The organism is Candidatus Planktophila dulcis, from assembly GCF_002288225.1.
Lineage (GTDB): Bacteria > Actinomycetota > Actinomycetes > Nanopelagicales > Nanopelagicaceae > Planktophila > Planktophila dulcis.
This window is the reverse complement of record NZ_CP016777.1, coordinates 756,913-783,197: the sequence shown is the minus strand read 5'-3', so window position 1 is coordinate 783,197 and position 26,285 is coordinate 756,913. Positions and strand designations below refer to the sequence as shown.

At 49.1% G+C, this 26,285-nt stretch carries 25 protein-coding genes and 1 riboswitch; of the genes, 11 read left to right on the top strand and 14 right to left on the bottom strand.

The window, feature by feature from the left end:
* Nucleotides 1-5: 5 nt before the first annotated feature.
* From A1sIIA65_RS03955 to lipB, 3 genes are read right to left on the bottom strand one after another with little or no spacing between them, the layout of a single operon-like run.
* Entirely contained in the window at nucleotides 6-704 is a 699-nt protein-coding gene (locus A1sIIA65_RS03955; RefSeq protein ID WP_095676281.1) for a lysophospholipid acyltransferase family protein, read from the bottom strand.
* On the bottom strand, nucleotides 697-1,629 hold the full coding sequence (gene lipA, locus A1sIIA65_RS03950; protein WP_095676280.1) for a lipoyl synthase: 933 nt from the start codon (nucleotides 1,627-1,629) through the stop codon (nucleotides 697-699). The genes A1sIIA65_RS03955 and lipA overlap by 8 nt, the downstream gene beginning before the upstream one ends.
* Nucleotides 1,626-2,297: a lipoyl(octanoyl) transferase LipB gene (gene lipB, locus A1sIIA65_RS03945; RefSeq protein ID WP_223298499.1), complete on the bottom strand. Its 672-nt coding sequence runs from the start codon at nucleotides 2,295-2,297 to the stop codon at nucleotides 1,626-1,628. The genes lipA and lipB overlap by 4 nt, the downstream gene beginning before the upstream one ends.
* Before the next feature lie 121 nt (nucleotides 2,298-2,418).
* Between lipB and A1sIIA65_RS03940 the strand changes: the two genes are divergently transcribed.
* From A1sIIA65_RS03940 to A1sIIA65_RS03930, 3 genes are read left to right on the top strand one after another with little or no spacing between them, the layout of a single operon-like run.
* Nucleotides 2,419-4,524 carry an MMPL family transporter gene (locus tag A1sIIA65_RS03940; protein WP_095676846.1) on the top strand — a complete coding sequence of 702 codons (2,106 nt, stop codon included), beginning with the start codon at nucleotides 2,419-2,421 and terminating at the stop codon, nucleotides 4,522-4,524.
* A gap of 6 nt (nucleotides 4,525-4,530) precedes the next feature.
* A complete protein-coding gene (locus A1sIIA65_RS03935; protein ID WP_095676278.1) occupies nucleotides 4,531-5,538 on the top strand; it encodes a Gfo/Idh/MocA family oxidoreductase in 1,008 nt (335 codons plus the stop codon).
* Nucleotides 5,528-6,664 (top strand): NAD(P)/FAD-dependent oxidoreductase, encoded by a 1,137-nt coding sequence (locus A1sIIA65_RS03930; protein ID WP_095676277.1) that lies wholly within the window; start codon nucleotides 5,528-5,530, stop codon nucleotides 6,662-6,664. The genes A1sIIA65_RS03935 and A1sIIA65_RS03930 overlap by 11 nt, the downstream gene beginning before the upstream one ends.
* On the opposite strand, the gene A1sIIA65_RS03925 is transcribed toward A1sIIA65_RS03930, so the two are convergent.
* The 4 genes from A1sIIA65_RS03925 to A1sIIA65_RS03910 form a co-directional block, all read right to left on the bottom strand.
* A complete protein-coding gene (locus A1sIIA65_RS03925) occupies nucleotides 6,650-7,540 on the bottom strand; it encodes a TIGR01777 family oxidoreductase (RefSeq protein WP_095676276.1) in 891 nt (296 codons plus the stop codon). The genes A1sIIA65_RS03930 and A1sIIA65_RS03925 overlap by 15 nt on opposite strands.
* Before the next feature lie 5 nt (nucleotides 7,541-7,545).
* Nucleotides 7,546-9,237 (bottom strand): 2-oxoglutarate dehydrogenase, E2 component, dihydrolipoamide succinyltransferase, encoded by a 1,692-nt coding sequence (sucB, locus tag A1sIIA65_RS03920; RefSeq protein WP_095676275.1) that lies wholly within the window; start codon nucleotides 9,235-9,237, stop codon nucleotides 7,546-7,548.
* Nucleotides 9,238-9,256: 19 nt separating this feature from the next.
* Nucleotides 9,257-10,624, bottom strand: coding sequence for a dihydrolipoyl dehydrogenase (gene lpdA / locus A1sIIA65_RS03915; RefSeq protein WP_095676274.1), 1,368 nt, complete (start codon nucleotides 10,622-10,624; stop codon nucleotides 9,257-9,259).
* A 69-nt stretch (nucleotides 10,625-10,693) separates the two neighbouring features.
* Nucleotides 10,694-12,208 carry a leucyl aminopeptidase gene (locus A1sIIA65_RS03910; protein ID WP_095676273.1) on the bottom strand — a complete coding sequence of 505 codons (1,515 nt, stop codon included), beginning with the start codon at nucleotides 12,206-12,208 and terminating at the stop codon, nucleotides 10,694-10,696.
* Between the two features lie 68 nt (nucleotides 12,209-12,276).
* Between A1sIIA65_RS03910 and gcvT the strand changes: the two genes are divergently transcribed.
* Nucleotides 12,277-13,365, top strand: a complete 1,089-nt coding sequence (gene gcvT, locus A1sIIA65_RS03905; protein WP_095676272.1) for a glycine cleavage system aminomethyltransferase GcvT — start codon at nucleotides 12,277-12,279, stop codon at nucleotides 13,363-13,365.
* On the opposite strand, the gene A1sIIA65_RS03900 is transcribed toward gcvT, so the two are convergent.
* Genes A1sIIA65_RS03900 through A1sIIA65_RS03885 form a run of 4 tightly spaced genes read right to left on the bottom strand, consistent with a single transcriptional unit; the run spans nucleotide 13,343 to nucleotide 17,029 of the window.
* Nucleotides 13,343-14,137 (bottom strand): ECF transporter S component, encoded by a 795-nt coding sequence (locus A1sIIA65_RS03900; protein WP_095676271.1) that lies wholly within the window; start codon nucleotides 14,135-14,137, stop codon nucleotides 13,343-13,345. The two genes, gcvT and A1sIIA65_RS03900, sit on opposite strands and share 23 nt — an antisense overlap.
* Nucleotides 14,134-15,738: an ABC transporter ATP-binding protein gene (locus tag A1sIIA65_RS03895; protein WP_095676270.1), complete on the bottom strand. Its 1,605-nt coding sequence runs from the start codon at nucleotides 15,736-15,738 to the stop codon at nucleotides 14,134-14,136. The genes A1sIIA65_RS03900 and A1sIIA65_RS03895 overlap by 4 nt, the downstream gene beginning before the upstream one ends.
* A complete protein-coding gene (locus A1sIIA65_RS03890; RefSeq protein WP_095676269.1) occupies nucleotides 15,735-16,478 on the bottom strand; it encodes an energy-coupling factor transporter transmembrane component T family protein in 744 nt (247 codons plus the stop codon). Before A1sIIA65_RS03890 ends, A1sIIA65_RS03895 begins: the two co-directional genes overlap by 4 nt.
* Before the next feature lie 11 nt (nucleotides 16,479-16,489).
* On the bottom strand, nucleotides 16,490-17,029 hold the full coding sequence (locus tag A1sIIA65_RS03885) for an SCO2322 family protein (RefSeq protein ID WP_095676268.1): 540 nt from the start codon (nucleotides 17,027-17,029) through the stop codon (nucleotides 16,490-16,492).
* Nucleotides 17,030-17,101: 72 nt separating this feature from the next.
* A riboswitch (adenosylcobalamin (AdoCbl) riboswitch) is annotated at nucleotides 17,102-17,260 on the bottom strand.
* A gap of 71 nt (nucleotides 17,261-17,331) precedes the next feature.
* Here A1sIIA65_RS03885 and A1sIIA65_RS03880 point away from each other — a divergent pair.
* The gene (locus tag A1sIIA65_RS03880; RefSeq protein WP_095676267.1) at nucleotides 17,332-18,333 is read left to right on the top strand and encodes an aldo/keto reductase family protein; all 1,002 of its coding nucleotides are present in this window, start codon (nucleotides 17,332-17,334) and stop codon (nucleotides 18,331-18,333) included.
* A 9-nt stretch (nucleotides 18,334-18,342) separates the two neighbouring features.
* Here A1sIIA65_RS03880 and A1sIIA65_RS03875 read toward each other — a convergent pair whose 3' ends face one another.
* Together A1sIIA65_RS03875 and nadA are read right to left on the bottom strand one after the other, a co-directional pair.
* Complete coding sequence (locus A1sIIA65_RS03875; protein WP_095676266.1) at nucleotides 18,343-18,873, bottom strand: DUF3043 domain-containing protein; 531 nt, start codon at nucleotides 18,871-18,873, stop codon at nucleotides 18,343-18,345.
* A 7-nt stretch (nucleotides 18,874-18,880) separates the two neighbouring features.
* A complete protein-coding gene (gene nadA / locus A1sIIA65_RS03870) occupies nucleotides 18,881-20,026 on the bottom strand; it encodes a quinolinate synthase NadA (RefSeq protein ID WP_190277097.1) in 1,146 nt (381 codons plus the stop codon).
* Between the two features lie 61 nt (nucleotides 20,027-20,087).
* On the opposite strand from nadA, the gene A1sIIA65_RS03865 reads away from it, so the two are divergent.
* Both A1sIIA65_RS03865 and A1sIIA65_RS03860 read left to right on the top strand, forming a co-directional pair.
* Nucleotides 20,088-20,450, top strand: a complete 363-nt coding sequence (locus A1sIIA65_RS03865; RefSeq protein WP_095676265.1) for a HesB/IscA family protein — start codon at nucleotides 20,088-20,090, stop codon at nucleotides 20,448-20,450.
* Between the two features lie 38 nt (nucleotides 20,451-20,488).
* Complete coding sequence (locus A1sIIA65_RS03860; RefSeq protein WP_095676264.1) at nucleotides 20,489-21,466, top strand: carbohydrate kinase family protein; 978 nt, start codon at nucleotides 20,489-20,491, stop codon at nucleotides 21,464-21,466.
* Here the strand turns inward: A1sIIA65_RS03860 and A1sIIA65_RS03855 are convergent.
* Nucleotides 21,455-22,501 (bottom strand): aminotransferase class V-fold PLP-dependent enzyme, encoded by a 1,047-nt coding sequence (locus A1sIIA65_RS03855; protein WP_095676263.1) that lies wholly within the window; start codon nucleotides 22,499-22,501, stop codon nucleotides 21,455-21,457. The two genes, A1sIIA65_RS03860 and A1sIIA65_RS03855, sit on opposite strands and share 12 nt — an antisense overlap.
* Before the next feature lie 58 nt (nucleotides 22,502-22,559).
* Here A1sIIA65_RS03855 and ctaC point away from each other — a divergent pair, with 58 nt between their 5' ends.
* Genes ctaC through A1sIIA65_RS03835 form a run of 4 tightly spaced genes read left to right on the top strand, consistent with a single transcriptional unit; the run spans nucleotide 22,560 to nucleotide 26,275 of the window.
* The gene (ctaC, locus tag A1sIIA65_RS03850; protein WP_095676262.1) at nucleotides 22,560-23,324 is read left to right on the top strand and encodes an aa3-type cytochrome oxidase subunit II; all 765 of its coding nucleotides are present in this window, start codon (nucleotides 22,560-22,562) and stop codon (nucleotides 23,322-23,324) included.
* Nucleotides 23,324-24,982 carry an aa3-type cytochrome oxidase subunit I gene (gene ctaD, locus A1sIIA65_RS03845; protein WP_095676261.1) on the top strand — a complete coding sequence of 553 codons (1,659 nt, stop codon included), beginning with the start codon at nucleotides 23,324-23,326 and terminating at the stop codon, nucleotides 24,980-24,982. Before ctaC ends, ctaD begins: the two co-directional genes overlap by 1 nt.
* A 2-nt stretch (nucleotides 24,983-24,984) precedes the next feature.
* Nucleotides 24,985-25,389 carry a cytochrome c oxidase subunit 4 gene (locus A1sIIA65_RS03840; RefSeq protein WP_095676260.1) on the top strand — a complete coding sequence of 135 codons (405 nt, stop codon included), beginning with the start codon at nucleotides 24,985-24,987 and terminating at the stop codon, nucleotides 25,387-25,389.
* A gap of 22 nt (nucleotides 25,390-25,411) precedes the next feature.
* The gene (locus A1sIIA65_RS03835) at nucleotides 25,412-26,275 is read left to right on the top strand and encodes a DMT family transporter (protein ID WP_095676259.1); all 864 of its coding nucleotides are present in this window, start codon (nucleotides 25,412-25,414) and stop codon (nucleotides 26,273-26,275) included.
* Nucleotides 26,276-26,285: the final 10 nt, after the last annotated feature.

Sequence of the window (26,285 nt, the reverse complement as noted above, 5' to 3'; positions counted from 1 at the left end):
GAGCGTTAGTTTAGGGGAGCAGGGGCTGTACCACCAAGGCGCACCGGTGCCCAACGCTGGCCAGCATGTGAATCTGGATACTTTTCTTGAACTTCATGGAGCATTCTCAGCATCGTCTCGCGCAATAACTTCTCGCCCGCCTCAACATCTGATTTCTTATCAAAGTACAAAGGTTGCCCAAAAGCTACCGTGATTGGCACGCCTTGACGGCGTAGATTGCGTTTTACCTTCTTGGTCCAGATGCGCTGTGAACCCCAGACAATGGTGGGCACGATGGGAACACCTGCTCCCATAGCCAAGCGAACCGCGCCAGATTTCAACTCTTTGATTTCAAAGCTGACAGAGATAGTTCCTTCAGGAAAGATCCCAATGATTTCGCCAGCACGCAGTGCGCGAAGAGCTGTGACAAAAGATGCTGATCCGTTTGAGCGATCGACAGAGATGTGGTGCATTCCTCGCATCAGCGGTCCAGCTAATTTGTTATTAAAGATCTCTTTCTTAGCCATAAATCGCACGTAGCGACCTGCGGGAAGTGCTGCAGTTCCTGTGAGCGCAAAATCCAAATAACCGATGTGGTTAATTGCAAGGATTGACCCACCATCACGAGGAATGTTCTCCTCTCCTTGGAAGTCGAATTTCAATCCAAGGTATTTCCAGAACGCCTTAATTGCAACGATAACTGGGGGATAGACGAGATCAGCCACGCAAGCTTCGCTTTTCTACTGCTTGCTTATAGAGGCGACCTGCGCGATAAGAACTACGAACCAGTGGTCCACTCATCACACCGCTAAATCCAATATCTTCTGCCTCTTTTGCCAACTCAACAAACTCATCAGGCTTGACCCAACGCTCCACTGGATGATGCTTATTGGTTGGGCGCAAGTACTGGGTGATAGTAATGAGATCACACCCAGCATCATGAAGATCTATGAGAGCCTGTGTTATCTCTTCGCGAGTTTCACCGAGTCCAAGAATGAGGTTGGACTTGGTAATCAGGCCATATGCACGAGCTTGGGTAATGACATCCAGTGATCGCTCATATGTGAAAGCTGGACGAATGCGCTTAAAGATTCGTGGAACTGTCTCCAAGTTATGTGCAAATACTTCAGGACGGGTTTCAAAAACCTCATTGAGATGAACCGGATTGCCGCTGAAATCTGGTGCCAGCATCTCAACACCCGTACCTGGATTGAGTTCGTGCACCATGCGGATGGTCTCGGCATAGAGCCAAGCACCTTCATCTTCTAAATCATCACGAGTAACGCCAGTGATAGTTGCGTACTTCAAGCCCATTGATTGCACTGATTCAGCTACGCGGCGCGGTTCATCGCGATCGAGCTCTTCTGGCTTTCCGGTATCAATATTGCAGAAGTCGCAGCGACGTGTGCAACGATCGCCACCAATAAGAAATGTTGCCTCTTTATCTTCCCAGCATTCAAAGATATTAGGACACGCCGCTTCTTGGCAGACTGTGTGAAGACCTTCGCTCTTAACAAGTGAGCGAAGACGTGTGTATTCAGGGCCCATATTGGCGCGAGTCTTAATCCACTCAGGTTTGCGTTCAATGGGAGTCTCGGTATTGCGCGCTTCGATGCGAAGTAACTTGCGACCTTCGGGTGCGATAGTCATGCGCTCACCTTCATCAGAGATTCGAATAGATACTTCTCAACCACAGGTATTACATCATCTACCGATATATCTCGTGAGAGTTCATCGGCCATTGAGGTAACTGCTGCATCACTGATGCCGCAGGGGATGATTCTATTGAATGCTGCCAGCTCTGGATTCACATTGAGAGCAAAGCCATGCATGCTCACCCCTTGGGCCACGCGTATTCCGATGGCGGCAATCTTGCGTTCACCACGCTCATCACATACCCAGACTCCTGAGCGCCCATCAACTCTCTGGGTATTTATTCCAAATTCGCTACAAACTTCAATCAGGCCGGCTTCAATCTCACGGACAAAGCCTCCGAGTTCAGTTGGCTTGGCCAATTTCACAATCGGATAGCCGACTAGTTGTCCTGGTCCATGCCAAGTGATCTTGCCACCGCGATCGACATCAATGACAGGTGTGCCATCAGTTGGTTTTTCTAACTCAGATGTTCGCTTGCCGGCTGTATAGACCGATGGATGTTCAAGAAGAATCAATGTATTGGGGCGAAGGCCTTGTGCGACCTCTGCATGAATTGCGCGCTGTTGTGCCAGAGCCTCGGAGTACTCAACAAGACCTTCACGGGTGAGTGCAAGTGGCGACTTCATTAATTCTTCCTGTGAAGCAGCGCTGAATGTGGGCACGAGTACAGCCTAAAGGTAGGCTAGCGCTCTCGCGAATTACGCTCACAACACAGCCCGAAAGGCCTCTTCTATCGTGTCGATAACTACAGTTCAAAAATCTCGCAAGCCATTTGCCCTCGCCATGTTGGTGGTCATCATCTGGTTCCTTATTGCAGGCGTCTTCGGACCCCTCTTTGGAAAGCTGACCTCAGTTCAGGAAAATAACAACTCTTCATTCTTGCCTAAGGGTGCTGAAGCAACTCTGGCCGCTGATGAGATTGCAAAGTTCACTACTAAAGATGCATTTAATCTTCCAGCCCTCATTCTCTTTGAAGGCAAAGTAAGCCCTGCAACTTTTGAAGCAATCAATGAACATATGGCTGGCGTTGGCGCTCTCACGCTCGAAGATACTGATGCCAAGATTGCAGATTACCTAGCTCCAGGGCAGGTTATCTCTGTATTTCCTTCAGAAGATGGTGAAGCCATCCTTGCAAACGTTCCACTAGATGGCAATGCGATTGCAAAGCTGCTGCCCAATGACAAGCCAGTTCTTCCTGCAGTAATCGAGGCGTTGCGCGAGGACATTAAACCGATTGCTGAAGCCAATGGTGTTTCGCATTATGTAACTGGCCCCGGAGGACTCTTAGGAGATCTCTTTGGAGCATTTGAGACACTCGATTCAACTCTTCTTCTCACAACGCTGGCAGTGGTGGCGATAATTCTGATTGTTGTCTACCGTTCGCCAGTTCTTTGGATAATCCCTTTACTCTCATCCCTCTTTGCACTCTCCACAGCTGGTGGAATCGTCTATCTCCTTGCAAAGAACGACATCATTGATGTTGATGGTCAATCGCAGGGAATTCTCTCGGTTCTTGTCATTGGTGCGGCAACCGATTACGCGCTCCTTCTCATCGCTCGTTATCGAGAAGAACTTCATCTGTATGAGAACCGTTTCGATGCTATGCGCGCTGCCTATAAAGGTGTGTGGGAGCCAATCCTTGCATCAGGCTCCACAGTCTCGATCTCTCTTCTCATCCTTCTCTTTAGCCAATTAACAAATACCGCAAGCCTTGGTCCTGTTGGTGCTATTGGCATCGTCTGTTCGATGATCACAATCCTTACCCTCCTTCCTGCTTTGCTACTCCTCTTCGGACGTTGGATTTTCTGGCCACGTATTCCTGAAAACGATGGCGATGATCATGTGCTCTCTGGAACTTGGTCCAAGGTCGGAAGTTCGATTGAACGTAACCCTCGCAAGGCCTGGGTTATTTCTGGATCTGTACTTCTACTCTTTGCATTTGCATCGACAACACTGAAAGCTGATGGACTTGGAACCGTTGATTCCTTCACAGGAAATCCTGAATCTGTTGTGGGACAGAAGTTGCTGGTCAAGCACTTCCCAGGCGGAGAAGGTGACCCAACTCAGGTTGTGGTCTCCGTGGACAAAGTTGGAGCAGTTACCGCAGCTCTTAAGAACGCACCCGGTGTTACAGATATCTCTCCACAATTAGATGGTTTCCCAGTACCAGGACAGCCACTTCCTGCGATGAAGGTTGTTGGCAATCGCGCAATTCTCAACGTGACTCTTGATAAGGCGCCCGATAGCGTTGAAGCAGGAAATGACATTCCTGAGATTCGACGACTTGCTCACGCAGCAGATTCAACATCCCTCGTGGGTGGAACGAGCGCTGTTTACTTTGATGTGCGAACAGCAAATAATCAGGACAACAGGACGATCATTCCAATCATTCTCATAGTAATCACCTTGATTCTCGGATTACTCCTACGAAGTATTTTGAGCGCAATCGTTCTTCTTGGAACAGTTGTCTTGTCATACTTTGCAACTCTCGGTGTATGTGCTCTTGTCTTCAACCATGTCTTTGGCTTTGCAGGAGGAGATAACTCATTCCCACTGTTCGCCTTTATCTTCTTGGTTGCCCTCGGCATCGACTACAACATCTTCTTGATGACCCGTGTCCGTGAAGAATCACAGAAGATTGGCACGCGCGCTGGCGTCATCAAGGGCGTCACTGTTACCGGTGCTGTGATTACATCAGCAGGAATTGTCCTTGCGGCAACCTTTGCTGTTCTTGGATTACTCCCGCTAGTTCCACTTGCTCAGCTCGGCTTTGCTGTGGCATTCGGTGTTCTGCTCGACACCATCATTGTTCGCTCAATTTTGGTACCAGCTCTCGTTCATGAGATTGGTCCAAAGATCTGGTGGCCTTCTAAGTTACAGAATAAGTAATTAGCTATGCGCGTAGGAATTGCCGGCTATGGGTTATCAGGCCGCTCATTTCATGCACCTTTGCTTAAAGGGTGTGGCTTTGAGGTAGCGACGGTACTCACCGGCAATTCCACTCGTGCACGTCAGGCGAAGGAAGATTTCCCTCTCACCAAGGTCACAACGGATTTCAGTGATTTTCTGGCGCAGAACTTAGATCTTGTTGTCGTTGCTTCTGCTAACGCAGTTCACGCCGACCATGCGTTAGCAGCAATCAAGGCAGGTATTCCTGTTGTCGTTGAAAAGCCCATGGCACGAACTCTTGCAGAGACTGAGAGCATCTTGAGTGCAAGTGAGAAATCAGGCGTCCCCGTTACTGCTTTCTATAACAGGTTATGGGATAGCGATATCTTGACGGTGAAGAAAGTTGCAGCAAATGGTCTGATTGGCAAAGTCTTTAGACTCGATTCTCGCTTTGAACGATTTCGCCCACAACTTAATGCGGCCGCATGGCGTGAATCATTAACACCTGAAGAAGGTGGTGGACTCTTACTTGATCTACAGACACATCTACTCTCAACAGCTCTTGATTGTTTTGGCCCTGCAGATCTGACCTATGCAAGTGTTCGTAAGATCCGTGGAGAATCCGAAGATGATGTTGTTCTGAATTTGCGCCATCACTCAGGGGTGGATTCATATTGCTCAGTAAGCGCGATTTCAGGATCGGTAGGACCTCGCATTCGCGGTCTGGGAAGTGAAGGCGCTCTCATCATTGAAGAGTTAGATCCACAAGAAGCACTGCTACGTGCTGGAAGTTTTCCTGAGGGTGGAATCTGGAGCGTACCAACTTCATCGAAGGCATATATCCAACGAGGTGATGCCCGTGAAGAAATAGAAGCCGTTGCAGGAAATTACGGTCTCTTTTATCTCGCAGTAGCAGGAGCCCTGGAAGGCAAGAATGAATGGCCGATAACGCCTGCACAAATCAGAGCCGTTGCAACGATTATCGATAAGGCGCGTGAAATTAGTGTCAGGTAAGAGTGTTGCCGTCATTGGAGCAGGACTTGCTGGGCTAAGTGCAGCAATTACTTTGCAGGATGCTGGATGCGATGTTGAAGTTTTTGAATCTAGCGATCGCGTTGGCGGAAGAGTTGCAACTGATGTTATTGATGGATACCGACTAGATCGAGGCTGTCAACTCATCAATGCTCGATACCCAGAACTTGTGCGACTTGGAATCCTTGCAGAGCTAGATTTCATAGTGGCCTCACGAACAATTGATATTGCACTCGGTACATCACAGATCTCTTTAGGAGATCCTCGCCGCCATCCTTTCTCAGCACTTAATCCAGCAACTGGTTCAATTCTTACCAAGGTTCGCTTTCTCTCATATTTGACCAGCTCGGCGAAGGCGGGAATGAGCGTTGAAGAAGAGCTGATTCAATATGGCAATCTCTACGCTCGTGTACTCAAGCCTTTTCTTTCAGGTGTATTTCTCACTTCTCCTGCCAATGTTGATGCGGTGAGCGGGAAAGAGATCATTCGCTCATTTGTTTCAGGAAAACCAGGGCTACCAGCACACGGTGTAGGGGAGTTGGCGAAAGCTCTTGCAAAACGTGTAAACACCATCCATCTCAACTCACGCATTGATGCGATTGATCAAGTCAATGCAGACTCTGTCATTGTTGCAACGGATGTCACTACTGCAGCGCAACTACTGGATATTCCTAACGTTCCTAAACTTGCATCGAGTACAACCTGGTATCACGAGATTCCAGAAGGTGTGACTTCATCAAAGAATCTCTTGATAGATGGACAAACAAGAGGTCCTGTCATTAACTCAATTGCAATATCAAATATGGTGCCAAGTTATGCTCCATCTGGAAAGACGCTTCTATCTTCTACGACAATCGACTTCGCATCTGAATCAGAAGTGCGCAGACACTTAGCAATCATGTGGGGTGTTTCAAGCTCTGACTGGGCGCTGATTGCCAAATATGAAATTCCTAAATCACTTCCCATCTTTGGAGTAGGTGTGCAAGGCGCTCAATCTTCACAGTTTGCAGAAGGAGTATTTATTGCCGGTGATTATCGAACCGCACCTTCACAAAATGGTGCACTCTTATCTGGACGCCTTGCAGCGCAGGAGTTACTCCTGAATTAAGGCGGTAAGTGCGTTGGTGATGTGTGGGTAATCCCATGTGAAGCCAGCATCAGTGAGCGCCTGTGGCACCACCTTCTTACTTCCCAAGATTTCAGATGAGAAGCCACCGAGAGCAATCTTGAGTGCAATGGCGGGAGCCGGAAAGAGCGCTGGACGATGCATTGCTCGAGCAAGTGCTGATGTGAACTCCTGATTAGTTACAGGATTAGGGGATGTGAGATTTACAGGACCTGAAATCCTATTTTCAAGTAAGAAAGTTATTGCGCGAATAACATCATGCAAAGTAATCCAGGACCACCATTGCTTACCGTTACCGAGCTTGCCGCCAAGGCCGAATCTAAAGAGTGGAAGCATTCTTCCTAGTGCGCCGCCTGTTGGATCTAGAACTAAACCTGTGCGAATTTTGACTGTGCGAACATCTGTGACGAGATCCGCAGCACCTTCCCATTCGCGGCAGACCGCGGCAAGAAAATCATCTCCGACGCGATCTGATTCAACAACAGCGCGATTACCGGATTCGCCATACCAACCAATGGCACTTGCTGAGATAAATACCTGTGGCTTTACTTCATTGACCGCGTGGGCGATTGCTGTTGTTCCAAGTAGTCGTGAATTGAGAATCTCTGACTTGTACTTTTTGCTCCAGCGCTTATCGCCGACACCGACTCCTGCTAAGTGGATAATTGCATCGACACCACGAAGTGCTTCGATATCAACATAACCAGTCTTGGGATCCCACTGAATTTCATCGGGTGCGACAACGGGGCGGCGCACAAAGCGCTGGACAGTGTGGCCTTCGCTTTTGAGATGGCCAACGAGTGCTGTGCCAATGAGTCCTGATGCGCCAGTGATTGCGATGCGTTGTGGGACTGACATAAAGGTTAGAGACCCAAATCAGATTCGAATGCTCCACCTTCGAGGCGCTCTTTAAGAGTGACTAAGAAGCGTGCTGCATCTGCGCCATCGACAACGCGGTGATCGTAGGAGAGACCGAGATAGACCATGGAGCGAATAGCGATTGTCTCGCCACCATCTTCACCCTTCACAACCATTGGTCGCTTCACAACTGCGCCGAGTCCAAGGATTGCAACCTGTGGCTGATTAATGATTGGTGTATCAAAGAGTGCACCACGTGAGCCTGTATTGGTGAGAGTAAATGTTCCACCACCGAGCTCATCAGGAGTTACCTTGTTATCGCGTGTGCGAGCCGCAAGATCTGCAATCTTGCGAGCAACGCCGCCCATGTTCAAATCACCAGCGTTATGAATGACTGGAACTAAGAGACCGCGCTCAGTATCAACTGCAATACCAAGGTGCTCTGCGCCGTGATAGATGATCTGATCACCTTCGACAGATGAGTTAAGAACTGGGTGTTGCTTGAGTGCTTCACACACTGCCACAGCAAAGAATGGAAGGAATGAGAGCTTGACGCCTTCACGTGCTTCAAATGTTGGCTTGGAGCGATCGCGCAGACGCGCAATCTTTGTGACATCTACTTCAATGACTGTTGTCAGCTGCGCTGAGACCTGAAGGGATTCGACCATGCGAGCTGCAATAACTTTGCGAAGTCGTGACATTGTCACTGTAGTTCCACGAAGCGGTGATGCAACTGCAGCTGGACGTGGTGCTGATGGAGTTGATGCTGCAGCTGAGGCAGCAGGCGATGCAACGGCAGCAACTGCAGACTTAGGAGCAGCAGCCTCAACATCTTCCTTACGAATACGACCGCCAATTCCTGTTCCGCGCACGGATGCCAGATTTACTCCGAGATCGTTTGCAAGTTTTCTAACAATAGGAGTGACATAAGCATCTTGTGGTTGTGACATAGGAGCAGCCGCAGCTACGGGAGCTGGCGCTACAGGTGCAACGACAACAGGAGCCGCAACAGGTGCTGGAGTTGGTGCAACAGGTGCAACAGGTGCAACCGGAACAGGAGCTGGTGCAGCGACAACAGGTGCAGATCCTGAAACACCGATAAGTCCAAGACGGGCACCGACTGGAACAGTTGTATCAACTGCAACATCGATTGCAAGAAGAGTTCCGGCAACAGGTGAAGGGATTTCTGTATCGACCTTATCTGTTGAAACTTCAAGAAGTGCTTCATCTACTGCGATGGAGTCTCCAACGTTCTTAAGCCAACGTGTAACAGTTCCTTCGCTGACAGATTCACCGAGTGCCGGCATTGTGATTACTGTTCCGCCGCCACTAGATGCTGGTGCAGCAACGGGCGCAGCAGGAGGGGGAGTTGCGGCAACGGGTGCTGCTACAGGAGCAGCAACTGGCGATGCAACAGGAGCGGCAGGAGCTGCAACGGGTGCTGGAGCTGATGCGCCTGCGCTATCTGCAATCACTGCAAGTTCTGCGCCGACTGCAACTGTCTGGTCAACGCCAACAACAATTTTTGTAAGGATTCCTGCAACAGGAGAAGGGATCTCTGTATCGACTTTGTCGGTTGAAACTTCAAGGAGTGGTTCATCGACAGCGACCATGTCGCCTTCGTTCTTGAGCCAACGAGTAACTGTTCCTTCACTGACGCTCTCACCGAGAGCTGGCATTGTGACTGAGAATGACATCGCTATTTTCTCCTCTTACTTAACCGTGCGAGTGAAGTGGTTTGCCTGCAAGAGCCATATGAGCTTCGCCCATTGCCTCAGACAGTGTTGGGTGTGCATGAAGGAGAGGTGCAACATCATCTGCTGATGCCTCCCAGTTAAAGATTAATTGTGCTTCGGAAACTAATTCACCCACGCGAGAACCCACCATGTGAATTCCAAGGACAGGACCATTCTTCTGTGCAACAAGCTTGATGGAGCCTGCAGTCTTAAGAATCTGAGCCTTGCCATTGCCTGCAAGGTTGTAATCAACTTCAACAACGTCATAACCACGCTCTTTTGCAACCTTGGTTGAGAGCCCCATCGATGCAACTTCTGGCTCTGAATAGGTAACACGTGGAACACCGTCGTAATTGATAGGGCGAGGATTAAGACCTGCAATTGTCTCTGCAACAAGAATTCCTTCTTGGAATCCAACGTGAGCTAGCTGCAGAGTAGGGATGATGTCTCCTACTGCGAAGATGCCAGGGATATTGGTGCGGCAATGGTCATCAACAGTGATGTATCCGCGATCCATCGTGATACCCAGTTCTTGGTAGCCCACGCCATCTGTAACAGGGCCGCGGCCTACAGAGACAAGGAGGAGATCGGCTGTGAATTCGCGTCCATCTTCAAGAGTAACTGTGACGCCCTTCTTATCAACTTTGTGAGATTTAAAGCGAACACCTAATTCAAAATTGATTCCGCGCTTGCGATAAGCACGCTCGAGTAACTTGCTGGAAGATTCATCTTCAAGGGCGATCAAATGTGGAAGGCCTTCAATAATGGTCACTTCTGAACCGAATGATTTCCAAACAGATGCGAATTCGCATCCGATGACTCCACCACCGAGAACGATGACACTCTTTGGAACGTAGTTCAGAGAAGTACCGTGATCGGATGTAATAACGCGATCTCCATCGATATCTAATCCAGGCAATGTGCGTGCATAGGAACCGGTTGCGAGAACAATGTTCTTACCAACATAGGCAGTGCCGTTAACATCAACGGTGTTATTGGAGACGAGTCGCCCGGTGCCTTCGACATAGGTAATGTTTCGAGACTTAACCAGGCCTTGCAAACCTTTATGAAGGCCTGCGATAACGCCATCCTTATAGGAGTTCACGCCAGCCATATCGATAGAGTTAAAAGTGGCGTTTACTCCGAAGTGGGATGAGTCGCGTGCACTATCTGCAACTTCACCAGCATGGAGCAGGGCTTTTGTGGGAATACATCCGCGGTGTAGGCATGTTCCGCCGACCTTATCTTTCTCGATGAGCGCTACGGTCAATCCGAGTTGGGATGCGCGAAGGGCTGCGGCGTAGCCGCCACTACCGCCACCGAGAACTACGAGATCAAAATTTGCCACCGACACACTCCTCTTTAAGCTCAACGACCCTATCTTGCCAGCCTAGGCAGGCGAATGCATAACGCGCTTCTAAGAGCTGGCAGAGATAGCCAGCTGCACCAGGGAGCGAAGAGCGATCCCTGTTCCACCGACTGGGGTGTAACCATGGGGCGCGCTCTCGTTATAGGCAGGACCTGCGATATCAAGGTGAAGCCAGGGGAGTTCATCTGCGACGAAATCCTTCAGGAATAAGCCAGCAACGAGCATTCCGCCCATGCGCTCACCAATATTTGCAAGATCTGCAACCGGTGAATCAAGGGAGGCTCGTAATTCAACAGGCAGTGGCATTGGCCAGAAAGCTTCACCTGTCTCCTTTGTCACATCCATAAAGTGAGATGAGAATCCTTCATTATTTGTCATCACAGCGCTCGTGCGAGTTCCTAGTGCAACAACTTGTGCACCAGTCAGCGTTGCGACATCGATGATTCCGTCGAGATCTTTCGTCTCCTGTGCTCGCACAATTGCATCGGCAAGAACGAGGCGACCTTCCGCATCAGGATTGAGAACTTCAACAGTCTTACCGCCATAGATAGTGATGACATCACTAGGACGTGTTGCAGTATCGCTGATCATATTTTCTGCCAACGGTGCCCAAGTCTCGATTGCAACAGGAAGTTTAAGAAGTGCGATTGCAATAGTTGCAGCACAGACAGCTGCAGCACCACTCATATCTGACTTCATTGCTTCCATGCCTTTAGCAGGCTTGAGTGCAAGACCGCCAGAATCAAATGTGATTCCCTTACCAACGAAGGCATATTTCTTCTTCGCCTTGGCACCCTTAGGTGTGTATGAGATGTTCAAAAGACGTGGGGGATTAACAGAACCCTGACCTACTCCAATGATTCCGCCGTAACCCTTTGACTTTAATTGAGCATCTGTCATGACGGAGACTTTCAGTCCGAGCGCTGCGCCTCCTGCCTTCTTGACTGCGTCATTGATCGCTTTACAGAAAGTCTCTGGAGTTAAGTGGCTTGGGGGAGTATTGATCAGATCGCGCACAAGGTTTGTATAGGTTCCAATAATCTCTGCAGACTTGGCAGCTGACTTCGCACTTGCTTGTGAAGCTAGATCCGTGTGGACCGTAATAGATTTCAAAGGTGACTTCTGGCCGCTCTTTGTAGAACCTCTAAATTGATCAAAGAGATATGAGCCAAGGGCGGCGCCTTCAGCAACGCCTCTAATTCCTGATAAGGATTTTGCTGGGAGTGAGAATGTTGCGCTGGAGTTTCCCGCGAGTGCGCGCGCTGCAGCACCTGCCGCACGTCGAAGTACTTCGTGGTCATAGCTGGCACTGGCATTCCCCAGGCCTGTGAAGACAATGAGTCGCGTGGAAGTGCCAGGAACTTTAATGACTTCATCTGCTTTTCCAGTCGCCCCTAAATCAGCAAGTGCTTGCATCAGCACTTTGGTGTCGAGGGCGAGATCGCCGGATTCAATCTGGAGTGAAGTGGCTCCAGCCTTTGAGGACCTGGAGTTCTTAGATGCCAAACCAACGACTAAGACATCATCTTTAACAATTCCGTCTGAAAGGCGGATCGTGGTCATGGAGACTCCTCTAGATATCACTCCGCCGTTACTCAGCAGATGCGAGGTCGTAAGTGTAAGTTGTCGTTGTGAAAAACTCACCTTTGCATCAGAAACATCTCGACCTACAGGCGAAGATGGCCGATTTTGGCGGCTGGCTGATGCCTATTGAGTATCCAGGAGCCGGAGTTCTGGCTGAACACTCCGCTGTTCGTGAACGAGTGGGACTTTTTGATGTCTCTCACCTCGGGAAAGCCAGCGTAAAAGGTGAAGGTGCACTGGAGTTTCTCAATTCCATGTTTACCAATGATTTAACTCGCATCGTAGATAGCAAGGCGCAATACACCTTGCTCTGCAACCCTGATGGTGGCGTCATCGATGATCTGATTGCCTATCGCAATTCGGATTCAGATTTCTTCCTAATCCCTAATGCATCGAATACGACAGATGTGGTGCGAGTGCTGAGTGAGAGCGCGCCAGCCTCAATCACTGTGACCAACCTCCACGAGAAATTTGCTGTAATTGCGCTGCAAGGACCACGTGCTGTCGATGTCGTGAAGAGCCTTGGTATCAACCCCACAATGGATTACATGGCATTTGCACATGTGACTATCGCAGGATGCGATGTGATTCTCTGCCGCACCGGATATACCGGTGAACATGGATATGAGTTAGTTCCATCTTGGAAAGATGCATCGGTTGTCTGGGATGCACTGGTTGCAGCGATGAAGCCTTTTGATGGAGCTATCTGTGGCCTTGGTGCGCGTGACACTCTGCGCACTGAGATGGGCTACCCGCTTCATGGCCATGAACTCTCCCTTGAAATTTCACCAGTACAGGCAAGTGCGGGATGGGCCATTGGTTGGAAGAAGGAAAATTTCCGTGGTTCACAAGTTTTGCAATCTCAGCGTGAAGAGGGCGTGGTTCGCACCATAAAAGCTCTCAAATCCAATGATCGTGGAATACCTCGTGCTGGAATGGCCATCAAAGATTCAGAAGGTACAGAGATCGGCATCGTCACAAGTGGAACTTTCTCACCGTCTCTCAAAGTGGGAATTGCACTTGCGTTGATGGATCCTGCCTATGCGATTGGGGATGTTGTCACCATTGATGTTCGTGGCCGGCAATCCTCAGCCACAATCAGCGCTCTGCCCTTTATGCCTTCACACGTTCGATAAATTCAATCGGTGTCATAAAGGCAGCTCGAGTGTGAGCTCTGCGCAAAGTGTGAAGAACTGGCTTAGCAGTCATCACAATTAATGAGGCTGTAAAGATTGCTCGCGGGATATCCCAAGCCATGGCTGAGAGAAAATGATATGAAATAAAGTGTGAGAAATTCGTTGAGAGAGCAGCACCTGCAACGTAGGAGAGTTGAGTATCTGAACCGAGTGTCCATGGCCAAAATTGAAGATCCATGGCGATACCAAAGAATCCAGCTGCAGCTACTCCATAGAGCGCCAGTGCGAATACTTCTGACTTACCTCGTAACCCTTTTGGAATCAGAGCGACACCAAGTCCGATCCACCCGGCTGCAAATGATTGGTATGCAACCCATGGTCCGAGTCCTCCCGTGAGAAGTGCAGAGAGAAACATTGAGATTGTTCCAAGAAGAAAACCAAAGGATGCACCAAATACTCGCGCTGCGAGGATAAGAACAAACCACATCGGTTCAATCCCTACAGCACCTGTTCCCATAGGGCGCAGCGCCGCAATGAGCGCAGAGAGCACTGCAAGAAGAGCGATCGACTTGCTATCCAATTCCTTATTACTCGCGCTGATCATCAGAAGTAAGAGTGCGCAGGGAGTTGCTAGCAAGAAGATCCACTGAGGGTGGCCTTGTTTCTCACTGATGAGAAATGGCCAGAGAAAACCCAGCGCACTGATTGCACTTGTTGCAAGTAGTGCAATGAGTGATGCACCCTTGAAGGAGAAAATTCCCGCAGTCTTCATGAGACATCTCCCAGTGCTTGAACAACATCACTGACAGTCAGCCATGGCTTAGGCGACATAATCTTTGCTACTTGTGGCGCAAAGGCAGGAGATGAGAGAAGAACTTCCAGTGTTGTGCCATCTGCGACGATGTCGCCTTCTGCAAGAAAGAGAACTCGATCTGCAAGTTCTGCGACAAGCTCCACATCGTGGGTTGCAAGCAGCACTGGCCGATTAAATTGCTTTGCATACTCTTTGAGAGCCACACCAAAGAGCCCCTTGGCCCGGTAATCAAGTCCACGAGTGGGTTCATCAAGAACCAAAACATCAGGGTTTGCTGCAAGAACAATGCTCAGAACCAGTGCCAAACGTTGTCCTTCAGATAGATCGTTGGGATGGGCTTGGGTAGTGATTCCTGGAACGAGTCGATTGAGAAGTGCTGCCGTCGATCCCGGCACTAACTCATTGTCACGATCTGCATGAGCACATTCTTCTTCAACGCTGGATGCAAAGAGAAGATCGCTAGGTTCTTGAGGGACATATCCAATCGCTTGTCTGCGCGCTGCACCAGTGAGCTCTGTGGGATCTTGGCCGTTAACAGAGATTCTTCCTTTTCCAGGTGCGTGCAAACCAACAATGGAGTGCAACAGAGTGCTTTTGCCTGCACCGTTGCGCCCCATGATGGCAACGATTTCACCGTGATGGATAGTGGTGGTGATTGTGTTGAGTGCGAGCTTCTCACCATAAGAATGCGAAACATCAGATACTTCTATTGCAGGCGAATCTGCTCTCTGTGCAACATCTGAAAGAGGATATTGGCGACTTCGAATCTCATCGGTAGCTCGTCTTACTTCACGAACACTTGTGCCAATCTCGCTCAAGTTCAGGGCACGAGCTAATTTCACAATAGGAGGGACCAGCTCTGAATTCTTGAGAATTTCATCGGGGGAGCCAATCGATGTCTCACCATCTCCCTCAATATAGATAATGCAATCAACAAATTGGATGACTCTTTCCAAACGGTGCTCTGCAATGATGACTGTGACGCTCAAGTCGTGAACAAGGCGATGTAGAACTGAGAGAACTTCCTCTGCTGCAATCGGGTCAAGTGCGCTTGTAGGTTCATCAAGGACCAAAACTTTGGGCTGCATGACAAGTGCTGCGCCTATTGCTACGCGTTGCTGTTCGCCACCGCTGAGGGTTGCAATCGAGCGATTGCGTAGAGCGCTCAAACTGAGAAGATCAAGGATCTCTTCCACTCTCTTGCGCATGACATCGGGGGCAAAGTTCAGAGCCTCCATGCTAAATGCCAGTTCTTCTTCAACAATATCTGTCACAAATCCATTGATGGGATTTTGACCAACAATGCCAACGAGGTGAGCAAGTGAACCTGGTTTCACAGATCTAGTTGAAATTCCATCGACAGAGATATCACCGGCCAAGATGCCACCAGTGTGATGGGGGACTAGACCGTTAATGAGGCGAAGTAGAGATGATTTACCTGAACCTGTCTCACCCATAACAAGGACCATCTCGCCTTCTTGTATTTGAAAGGAGAGATCTTCAAGGATGGTCTTGGTGGAGTGAGGATAGATTAATGAAACGTTGGAGAAGGTGATCATCGCACCACCATCACAGCAGATGTGGCAACTGTGAGCGCAACAATGACGTTATCGCGCATCAACCATTGCACAGGGCGATATCGAGAGCGCTTGCGGCTTATTCCATAACCTCGCGCATCCATGGCAGCTGCAAGTTGCAATGACCGTGAGAGTGATTCTTCAAGAAGTGGGATTGCGATGGAGCGGATGTGGATATTTTCCATTCCACGCAACTTCTGTGCTGTTCGGATTCGTCGCGCACTCGTTGCAAGTTGTGGGAAGAGAGATGTTGCAATCACGAGTGTGATTCCTATTTCATAGATGAATGATGGAGTCACACGCAACAATTTATGTGGGCTCGTCAGGGATGTTGCAGCCCCAAAGAGAGCAATCATCGTTGCGATGATGACACCTTCGTGAAGAGATGATGACAATCTCTCTAGTGTTACTGCGCCCCCTATACGAATCCCAGGCATCCATGAAGGTAGTTCAAGGATGGGCAATCTAAAGAGGATGGTTCCAGGAATCGGGACACCAATCAGAATTCCAACGATTGTGCGAATAGCCAGGATGATGGCGCCCATCCGAAGCGAGAGAATGAAGCTTCTCTCCCAAGGTGAACCATCGCGACGCATATAGACAAGAAAAGCCACCGCACCCACGATCGCAAGTGCGATCCATGCGTTATCGAGTGCAACAACACCTATTGCAAGGAGTATTGCGCTGATCCACAGTGTCAGTGGATGCAGTGGCTTATTCATAATTTCTTCAGCTATTTCTTGATCAGCGCAGCTGGAGTTTTTATCTCTACTCCGCATTCCTTCTTAGGAAAGCCGTTGAGTCCGCAGATTAGCCCTGAACTCGCTGAGCGAACCTTGATCACTTGGCCAAGGACATCGATGCCTTGTGAACTCTTTGCTGTCGTTACACAACGCACTATTGGCTTCTGCACTTTTTCGCCCTTTGGTGCGTATGCGGAGTTACCGAATTCGATGACTAAACCAATGCGCTTGGTATCTGAATCTGCCTTTGTCTTGCCACAGATTGATGCAAAGGAAGGTTTTGTCTTGGGTGCTACTGATGGAACATCATCGCTACTAAAGACAAATGACCATCCTTCAACGGCCCCATCTTCAATATCGACAGTGGGTCCAGTCATTGCAGCTTTCCATGTTGATGCACCAGGGGCTGCCTGGAAGTAACCCCAATAACGCCAGCCCTTTGCTTCTGCATGGGATGCGGGTGTTGAAATGACTTGAGATGAAATGAGAAGAATCGCAAGTGCGATCTTGTTGAAATGTGTTGCTTTCACAGTGTGAACTCCTAAAAAGAAGAGTCTCACAGGGGTAGCTCGCTAGCGGTCGGCCAAATACGCCAAATACCTTTGGACTACACCCCGCAAACCTCGGCGGGTGTTGGTCAAAAACAAATATCTCGGCAGGTAATCCGACTTAAGCAGTTCAGGGATGAACTCTCTTACGGTTGCGGGTCAGCGTCGGAATTGCACCGAACTTCCCCTACTGAGATACCTATGAAGTTGTGGTCTTACTGGTCGAACCAAACCATAGTGACTAGGTGTTGGCAACTCACCACGCACAACCCTAAAGTGGCGCCATGGAATATAGACGCCTTGGCAATACCGGAATGTATGTCTCTGAGATTTCTTACGGAAACTGGATCACTCACGGCTCACAAGTTGAGACAGAGGCTGCAGTCAAATGTGTGCGAGAAGCTCTCAACCAAGGAATTACCACCTTTGATACAGCAGATGTCTATGCCGGAACAAAAGCTGAAGTAGTTCTTGCTAAAGCCCTCAAAGGCGTTCGCCGTGAATCCTATGAACTGTTCACCAAGGTCTATTGGCCAACGGGCACAGGCAAGAATGATCGCGGGCTATCGCGTAAGCACATCATGGAATCGTGTAACGCATCGCTGAAGAGACTTAACACAGACCACATTGATCTCTATCAAGCACATCGCTTTGATTTTGAGACACCGCTAGAAGAAACGCTGAGCGCCTTTGATGATCTGATCCGTCAAGGAAAAGTCAGCTACATCGGTTTCTCTGAATGGAATGCAAAGCAAATCTCTGATGCACTCAAAATCCAGGATGCTCGTGGCTATAACCGTTTTGTCTCAAGCCAACCTCAATATTCAGCGCTCTGGCGTGTGATTGAAAGTGAGGTAGTTCCACTTTCGAAGAAAGAGGGGATTGGTCAGATTGTCTGGTCACCGATGGCGCAAGGAATTCTTACCGGCAAATATTTGCCAGGAAAGAAAGCACCTGCGGGATCTCGCGCAACAGATAAGAAGAGCGGGGCGGACTTCATCTCTCGTTGGATGTCAGAGGAAGTTTTGACTGCGGTTCAGAAGTTAAAGCCAATTGCCGACGGACTAGATATCTCAATGTCTCAGTTGGCACTTGCGTGGGTCCTTCAGAACTCCAATGTTTCTAGCGCCATTATGGGTGCGACCAAGCCATCTCAGGTGAAAGAGAATGTCAAAGCATCTGGAATCAAATTATCAGCCGATGTCATGCAGGCCATTGATAACGCTCTGGGAAAGTTGCCAGAGCGCGATCCTAAGAAGAACGAGAGCCCTAACCCTCGCGCTTAGCGGTGTGAGTTAGAAGCTTTCTCCAACTTTGATCTGAGGCTTAGGAGAGCGCATTCTGCGCATCTGGGTTGAGCGCAGCCATCCATACATTCCGATTCCTTTTAGCTCTGTGCCTGGGAATTTTACAAGGACAGCGCTCTTAATTTTGCGACTTAAGAAGAATCCATCGATGACTGAAATCAAGAGAACGCCATACATGATGATGATGCTTCCGATTTGGAAAATTGGATATGGAACCAAGGTAAAGATCAGAACGATAAAGATGATGGGCAGGAAGTATTCACCAATTGATTTGCGTGAATCCACATAGTTACGGACAAATCGCTTTACTGGACCTTTATCGCGGGCAGGTAGTGCGTTCTCATCTCCACGCATATAGGCGGCGCGATTGGCAATACGTGCAGCACGGGAGGCATCCTTTGCGCGCTTCTTCTCTGCCTTTGTGGATGCAGGAGCAAGGGATGAAACTTTACGAGCGGCGATAGCTTCTTTGCGCTTAGGGGTCGGACGACCCTTCTTATCGGCAGATGATTCAGTCATGGTGGAACTATAGAGCGAGCATCTGCTCAAGAGCCAACTTGGATAAGCGGGCTACTCGCTCATCGACCTTAATCTCATTGACGATATGTCCTGCCACGATTGATTCCATAGCCCAAACCAGATGGGGCAGATCTATGCGGTTCATCGTCGAGCAGTAGCAGACGCTTTTATCGAGAAAGACAATCTCTTTATCGGGATTATTCTGCGCAAGACGCGAGACGAGATTGAGTTCAGTACCGATTGCCCACTTACTCCCAGCAGGTGATTTCGTCACGGTCTGAATTATCTTCTCTGTACTTCCCACGACATCCGCATCGACTACCACTTCATGCTGGCACTCAGGGTGGACGATGACTTGAACACCTGGAACACGAGTGCGAACTTCTTGAATTGATTCACGAGTAAAGCGACCGTGAACAGAGCAATGTCCACGCCATAAAATCATCTTGGCTCCACGGATCTCATCTTCTGTAAGGCCACCCATTGGCTTCCATGGATTCCATAGGACGCAATCATCGAGTGAGAGCCCAAGAGAAAGCACAGCTGTGTTGCGACCTAGATGTTGGTCGGGAAGGAAGAGAACCTTCTCCGCTTTAGCAAATGCCCATTCAAGAGTCTTCTGCGCATTCGATGATGTGCAGATTGTTCCGCCATGTTCGCCCGTGAAAGCCTTAATCGCAGCAGATGAATTCATATAGGTGACAGGAACGGTTTTGGATGCAACGCCGATTTTTTCAAGATCTTGCCAACATTGGTTTACTTGATTTGCAGTTGCCATATCTGCCATCGAACACCCTGCAGCTAAATCCGGAAGGATCACGCGTTGCTTGGAAGAGGTCAGGATGTCTGCACTCTCTGCCATAAAGTGAACGCCACAGAAGAAGATAAATTCTGCAGAACTTTGGGCAGCTGCTGACTCTGCCAACTTAAATGAATCTCCAGTGATATCGGCAAATTGAATGACTTCATCTCGCTGGTAGTGATGGCCCAGAATCAGCGCCCGACTTCCAAGGGCTGCTCTGGCAGCGAAAGCGCGTTCAACGAGGTGCGGGTCGCTGGCAGGTGGAAGTTCGCCGGTGCATGAGACTCCGCGCTCTGAGGCAAGATCTGAGCCTTGGCCCAGAATGAGTAGCTCGCCGAGGCTGATAGACATATGCGTATTGTCATGCGTTTGGGTTAGCCATCGCAACCTAAACGCGGGTATTCTTGCGCACATGACTACTGAAACAACAACAACTCCAGTCGAGATTACAACCGGCATCGCACTTACTGATGTGGCAGCTGCAAAGGTTTCTGCCCTTCTTGCTCAAGAAGGTCGCGATGACCTCTACCTGCGCGTTGCTGTTCAGCCAGGTGGCTGCTCTGGTCTTCGCTACCAGCTCTACTTCGATGATCGCAATCAAGAAGGCGATATCACACGTGAGTTTGGCGCAGTCAAAGTTGTTGTCGACAAGATGAGCGATCCATACCTCATGGGTGCAACAGTTGATTTCGTAGACACTATTGAGAAGCAGGGCTTCACAATCGATAATCCCAATGCAGGCGGTTCATGCGCTTGCGGCGATTCATTTAACTAATCACCGCTAATACATAGCTGCTGTAGTTAGATGCGACCATGAAAATTGGTGTTGCAGGTTCAGTAGGTCTCGATCACCTCATGACTTTCCCTGGAAAGTTCACTGATTCTCTCGTTGCTGGTTCTTTAGAAAAAGTCTCCCTCTCATTCCTTGTCGACGGTCTTGATGTTCGTCGCGGAGGGTGCGCTGCCAATATTGCATTTGGTCTTGGCGTCCTTGGCCTGAACCCCATTTTGATTGCAGCAGTTGGAAAAGATTTTGCTGATTACGATGCATGGCTCACACGTCATGGCGTTGATACATCCCACGCACTTGTCTCAACAGAGCAGCACACGGCGCACTTCACCGTGACAACCGATACGGAACTCAATCAGATCGCATCCTTCTTCCCTGGTGCGATGTCTGAGGCTCGAAACATTGAACTCAAGCCCATCATGGATAAGGTCGGAAAGCTCGACATCCTTGTTGTGTCACCTGATGATCCTGAAGCGATGCTTCGTCACACAGAGGTAGCACTTGCGATGGGTGTTGCCGTAGCTGCAGATCCTTCACAGCAGATGGCACGTATGAATGGGGATGAGATCAAGAAGTTGATCTCTGGCGCTACCTACCTCTTTATGAATGAATATGAGTTAGCACTTGCCATCCAGAAGACTGGGTGGAGTGATCACGAGATTTTGGAACAAGTGAAATATCGCATCGTGACATTGGGCTCTGATGGTGCTCGCGTTGAAAGCACCGATGGAACATTTATCAAAGTAGGTTGCGCAAAAGAGAAGGCGAAAGTCGATCCAACCGGTGTTGGCGATTCCTTCCGCTCTGGCTTTGTGGCAGGACTTGCATGGGGACTCTCACATGAGCGCTGTGCACAGCTTGGTTCAATGATTGCTACCTATGTCATCGAAACAACAGGAACACAGGAGTACCGCTTCACAAAGGATGAATTTGTCACACGCTTTAGTGATGCATATGGATCAGATGCTGCAGCTGAAATCTCAGTGCAGCTACCCGCGTAATTTTTGAAGTACTCCTGAAAGAGCTGTAACCAAGCTGGCAATTTCAGCCTCTGTTATTCCGTTGTGCATAGTGAGGCGAATATGGCCGTTGGTCTCATAACCCATCGCAGCTAATACATGGCTGGGCTGTAGATCTTCAGCCGAACATGCTGACCCTGAGTCAACATCAATACCTTGCGCAGCTAACTCTCTGACTACATTCTCACCGGAGACGTTTGCTGCTATGAGTGAGAGCAGATGGGGCATTGCAGGTGATTGTGGCCCCACAAGATGCACGCCATCAATCTTCGATAATTGAGCAACTGCAAACTCGCGAAGAGAAGGTGATTCTTGAGTGAAGTTTTCAAGAGCAACGGCGGATGCAATCAAAAGTGGAAGTGAGTAACTACCGGGGGAGCTGATGGGGGCGATGCGCGGTAGGGGATAAGAGAACTGTGAACGGTTTCTTATAGCCATGATCGCAAGACCACTAGGGCCGCCCCACGATGCTGCATCAAAGTGGGCCGTACTCCAACGATCTGGCAGAGGAACTCGAGGACCAGATGCTGTTGCATCGATTGCAATCGGCACATTCTCTGAGATGGATGGGAGGCCATCTTGAATAATTCCCGTTTCACCATTGGCCAACTGCAGAGAGAGCACAGCACCATGGGATATTCCACTGAGCCCTTGAATGGCTCCGGCGGAATTCACGGCAAGTTCTAAGACCTGCGATGTGCGAGATCGCGCGATGGCTCGGATTTTTCCTTTATCGATTGCTGAATATGCAAGGGTGGAAGATTCCTGAAGTAGACCTGCGATAGAGAGGTAGTGGCCCAAGGATGGCTCGCCCAACACTTCGATCGAATCTGCTGGAATGCCTAATCGGGTGGAGATAGTTTCAAGGCCGTGATTGCGAAGAATTGCAGCCTTAGATGAACTCTGGGAAAGCTTCTTGGGATCTGCCCAACCTTGGTCAAAAGCCGCGAGTAGAGCCTCTCTGGCGGCAGGGTGGAGAGGGCCCTCAGAGGCGAAATTTCCTGTGACACGAACCACCGAATCAACGCTACTCGCTCGGGCGAGCGCATGCACATCGCGCCACTATCCTTACCCCATGTCTTCTCACGCACCGCGCAGAAAGCGCTTTGTCCGAGCAGCGGCTCTCCTTGCCCCAGCTTTCTTAACAGGATGCTCTTTAAATTCCAATGACATTTCGGGGATGGGTTTTCCTAAGGGAGTATCAAGTGTCAACGACATCTCACTCTCACTGTGGCAAGGCGCATGGATTGCAGGGGGAGTCGTAGGTGTCATTACCCTCGTTCTCATTTTGTGGCCAGCGGTATTTCATCGCGCCAAAGCAAGCAAGGGTGAATTTCCTAAGCAGACTCAGTACAACATTCCTGTTGAAATTCTCTACACAGTAATTCCCTTTGCAATTGTTGCCGTGATGTTCTACTTCACTGCAGTTAAGCAGGACAAGATTATTGATAAGACATCTCCGGTCAAGCACGAAATTTCTGTTGAAGGTTTTCAGTGGTCTTGGCAATTTACTTATCCTGAAGCTGGTGAGAAGGCAGTAGTAACTGGTACTCCTGCAAATCCACCGACTCTTTATGTTCCTCAAGGCGAGAAGGTTCGCTTCACTCTGACCGCTAATGATGTAGTTCACGGCTTCTGGATCCCAGCTTTTATGATTCAGATGCAGAACTTGCCTGGTGAGACTAATCAACTTCAGTTCACCGCAAATAAATTGGGTGAGTTCCCAGGACGCTGCAACATTCTCTGCGGACGCAATCACTCACAAATGCTCTTTAAGGTCAAAGTAGTTACCCCTGAGAATTACCAGAAATATCTTGACTCACTGAAGGCGAGCGCATAATGACAACATTTGCAGAACGTCCAACCATTGCAGCTCCTCGCCAAGGTGTGCAGAAGACTTCATGGGGTAGTCAGTTTGTTAAGACGATTACTTCAACAGACCATAAGCGCATCGGTTACCTCTATCTCGCGACTTCATTTGCATGGTTCCTTATCGGTGGGCTGCTAGCGCTGCTCCTTCGTATTGAACTAACCCGCCCAGGTATGCAGTTCTGGAGCAATGAGCAGTACAACCAGATTTTCACAATGCACGGAACCATCATGCTTTTGATGTTTGCAACGCCACTCTTCGTTGGTTTTGCCAATGTGATTATGCCTCTGCAAATTGGAGCTGCAGATGTGGCATTCCCACGTCTTAACATGCTCTCTTACTGGCTCTACTTCTTTGGTTCTATCGAAGCAACTATCGGGTTTTTAACTCCTGGTGGAGCTGCATCTTTCGGTTGGACTGCATACGCACCTCTTGCTAACTCAACATACTCACCAGGAATCGGTGGCGATCTCTGGGTGATGGGACTGACCATTTCAGGTCTTGGAACAATTCTTGGTGGCGTTAACTTCATTACAACTATCTTCACCATGCGCGCACCTGGAATGACGATGTTCCGTATGTCGATCTTCTCGTGGAACGTATTGTTGACATCGATTCTTGTATTGCTTGCATTCCCACCGCTTGCTGCAGCACTTCTTGGACTTGAATCAGATCGCCTCTTTGGCACGCATATCTTTGATCCGGCCAATGGTGGAGCTATGTTGTGGCAACACTTGTTCTGGTTCTTCGGACACCCCGAGGTATATATCTTGGCGCTTCCATTCTTTGGAATTGCAACAGAGATCTTGCCTGTCTTTAGTCGCAAACCAATCTTTGGTTACAAGGGTCTGATTGCTGCAACTATTGCAATCTCAGCTCTCTCTGTTGCGGTGTGGGCACACCACTTGTTCGCAACGGGCAAAGTACTTCTTCCATTCTTCTCATTTATGACATTCCTTATCGGTGTTCCAACAGGTGTGAAATTCTTCAACTGGATCGGAACAATGTGGCGTGGCCACGTCACCTTTGAGACTCCGATGTTGTGGGTTATGGGCTTTCTAGTCACGTTCCTCTTCGGTGGAATTACAGGAATCATCTTGGCTTCACCACCGCTTGATTTTGCAGTCTCTGCGTCTTACTTCGTAGTAGCACACTTCCACTACGTACTCTTTGGAACAGTGGTCTTTGCAATGTTTGCAGGCTTCTACTTCTGGTGGCCAAAGTTCACAGGCCGCATGCTCAATGAGCGCCTTGGAAAGATTCACTTCTGGACACTCTTCTTCGGATTCCACCTCACATTCCTTATCCAGCACTGGCTTGGAATTAAGGGCTTCCCTCGTCGCTATGCAGATTATTTAGCAACTGATGGGTTTACAGAGATGAACATGATCTCAACCGTTGGATCTTTCCTTCTTGCACTCTCCATGATTCCGTTCTTTGTCAACGTCTGGATTACTCGTAAATCTCCTAAGGTTGAAGTCGATGATCCTTGGGGCTATGGAGCATCCCTTGAATGGGCAACATCATGTCCTCCACCGCGCCATAACTTCACATCTATGCCGCGTATTCGTTCAGAGCGCCCAGCATTTGATCTGCACCACCCACACATTAAGACAGAAGGTCACTAATCATGAAGGCTAATTGGAAACTCTTTTCAGGACTTTCAATCTTCTATGTTGCGATGGCTGTTATTTACTATGTGGTCGGTGGCGAAGCCGTTGGTATTACGGGAATGATTCTTGCCGCATGTCTTGCAGGCATGGTGGGTTTCTATCTCTGGTTTACTCAAAAGCGCATCGGCTTTGATATTCCATCTGACAATCTTGAAGCAGAGATCGCAGATGATGCGGGTGAACTTGGTTTCTATAGCCCACACTCTTGGTGGCCACTTCCTGTTGCCTTTAGTGCCACAGCGATGGGGCTAGGTCTGATCATCGGATGGTGGTTAACACTGATCTCGCTAGGGGCTTTGGTCATCAGCATTATCGGAATGGTGACTGAGTACGAGAAGCCAATTTCTCAAAGCTCCCACTAACGATTTCTTGTTCTAAACGCCTATGAAGAAGATAGTGGGCGCCGCTCCTTGGATATTTATCCTTATCTGGAGTTCAGGCTTTGTTGTTGCTAAATATGGATTTGAAGATGCTGACTCACTCTTCTTTCTAGCGATTCGACTCATTCTTGCAGCTTTCATCCTCTTCGTTCTCACTGCCGCACTTCGTCAGCCGCTCACACTTTCTCGTGCAGATCTTCGCGCTTCCCTCGCCATAGGTATTGCACTGCATGGTTTTTATCTAGCTGGTGTTTGGTATGCAATCGAGCTAGGAGCACCAGCTGGCCTGTCATCAGTGATTACCAGCATGCAACCAATCGTTGTCTCTCTCCTTGCAGTGCGCTTACTGAGTGAACCGCTCACGCGCAGACAGGTTACTGGTCTGATCTTTGGGTTACTCGGCGTATTTCTCGTCGTCCTACCCAAGCTTTCGAAGGCAGAGGGTTTCACAACAGAATCATTGCTCTTCCTCTTTCTTGCACTTGCGGGTAGCACGGTTGCAACACTGCTTCAGAAGAAGATTGGCCACTCCATTCCACTGCTGATTGGAACTACCTATCAATTTGCAATCGCTGGGGTGGGATTACTTCTCATTTCAATTGTGAGAGGAAGAACGCGCTTTGAACTTACCCACACCTCTTTCTGGACCATGGCGTGGGCAGTCCTTGTCACATCGATTGCAGCGGTACTACTTTTACTCTGGTTGCTCAATAGAGGTTCGGCTGCGAAAGTTTCAAGTCTGCTCTATCTCGTTCCACCGATGGCAGTATTGCAAGCTTTCATTCTCTTCGGTGAGACCGTGACACCTCTTGGCGTAATTGGAATTGTGATGACCGCCCTTGGAGTGGCCCTGGTCATTCGTTCATAGACTCACATTT

What these genes read in the sequence shown, in the direction of transcription:
- lipA (WP_095676280.1), bottom strand. Translation starts at nt 1,629, where the DNA reads ATGACTATCGCACCCGAAGGTCGCAAGTTACTTCGCATCGAAGCGCGC.
- A1sIIA65_RS03940 (WP_095676846.1), top strand. Translation starts at nt 2,419, where the DNA reads ATGTTGGTGGTCATCATCTGGTTCCTTATTGCAGGCGTCTTCGGACCC.
- A1sIIA65_RS03935 (WP_095676278.1), top strand. Translation starts at nt 4,531, where the DNA reads ATGCGCGTAGGAATTGCCGGCTATGGGTTATCAGGCCGCTCATTTCAT.
- A1sIIA65_RS03925 (WP_095676276.1), bottom strand. Translation starts at nt 7,540, where the DNA reads ATGTCAGTCCCACAACGCATCGCAATCACTGGCGCATCAGGACTCATT.
- sucB (WP_095676275.1), bottom strand. Translation starts at nt 9,237, where the DNA reads ATGTCATTCTCAGTCACAATGCCAGCTCTCGGTGAGAGCGTCAGTGAA.
- A1sIIA65_RS03910 (WP_095676273.1), bottom strand. Translation starts at nt 12,208, where the DNA reads ATGACCACGATCCGCCTTTCAGACGGAATTGTTAAAGATGATGTCTTA.
- A1sIIA65_RS03900 (WP_095676271.1), bottom strand. Translation starts at nt 14,137, where the DNA reads ATGAAGACTGCGGGAATTTTCTCCTTCAAGGGTGCATCACTCATTGCA.
- A1sIIA65_RS03895 (WP_095676270.1), bottom strand. Translation starts at nt 15,738, where the DNA reads ATGATCACCTTCTCCAACGTTTCATTAATCTATCCTCACTCCACCAAG.
- A1sIIA65_RS03890 (WP_095676269.1), bottom strand. Translation starts at nt 16,478, where the DNA reads ATGAATAAGCCACTGCATCCACTGACACTGTGGATCAGCGCAATACTC.
- A1sIIA65_RS03880 (WP_095676267.1), top strand. Translation starts at nt 17,332, where the DNA reads ATGGAATATAGACGCCTTGGCAATACCGGAATGTATGTCTCTGAGATT.
- A1sIIA65_RS03875 (WP_095676266.1), bottom strand. Translation starts at nt 18,873, where the DNA reads ATGACTGAATCATCTGCCGATAAGAAGGGTCGTCCGACCCCTAAGCGC.
- nadA (WP_190277097.1), bottom strand. Translation starts at nt 20,026, where the DNA reads ATGTCTATCAGCCTCGGCGAGCTACTCATTCTGGGCCAAGGCTCAGAT.
- A1sIIA65_RS03865 (WP_095676265.1), top strand. Translation starts at nt 20,088, where the DNA reads ATGACTACTGAAACAACAACAACTCCAGTCGAGATTACAACCGGCATC.
- A1sIIA65_RS03860 (WP_095676264.1), top strand. Translation starts at nt 20,489, where the DNA reads ATGAAAATTGGTGTTGCAGGTTCAGTAGGTCTCGATCACCTCATGACT.
- ctaC (WP_095676262.1), top strand. Translation starts at nt 22,560, where the DNA reads ATGTCTTCTCACGCACCGCGCAGAAAGCGCTTTGTCCGAGCAGCGGCT.
- ctaD (WP_095676261.1), top strand. Translation starts at nt 23,324, where the DNA reads ATGACAACATTTGCAGAACGTCCAACCATTGCAGCTCCTCGCCAAGGT.
- A1sIIA65_RS03840 (WP_095676260.1), top strand. Translation starts at nt 24,985, where the DNA reads ATGAAGGCTAATTGGAAACTCTTTTCAGGACTTTCAATCTTCTATGTT.
- A1sIIA65_RS03835 (WP_095676259.1), top strand. Translation starts at nt 25,412, where the DNA reads ATGAAGAAGATAGTGGGCGCCGCTCCTTGGATATTTATCCTTATCTGG.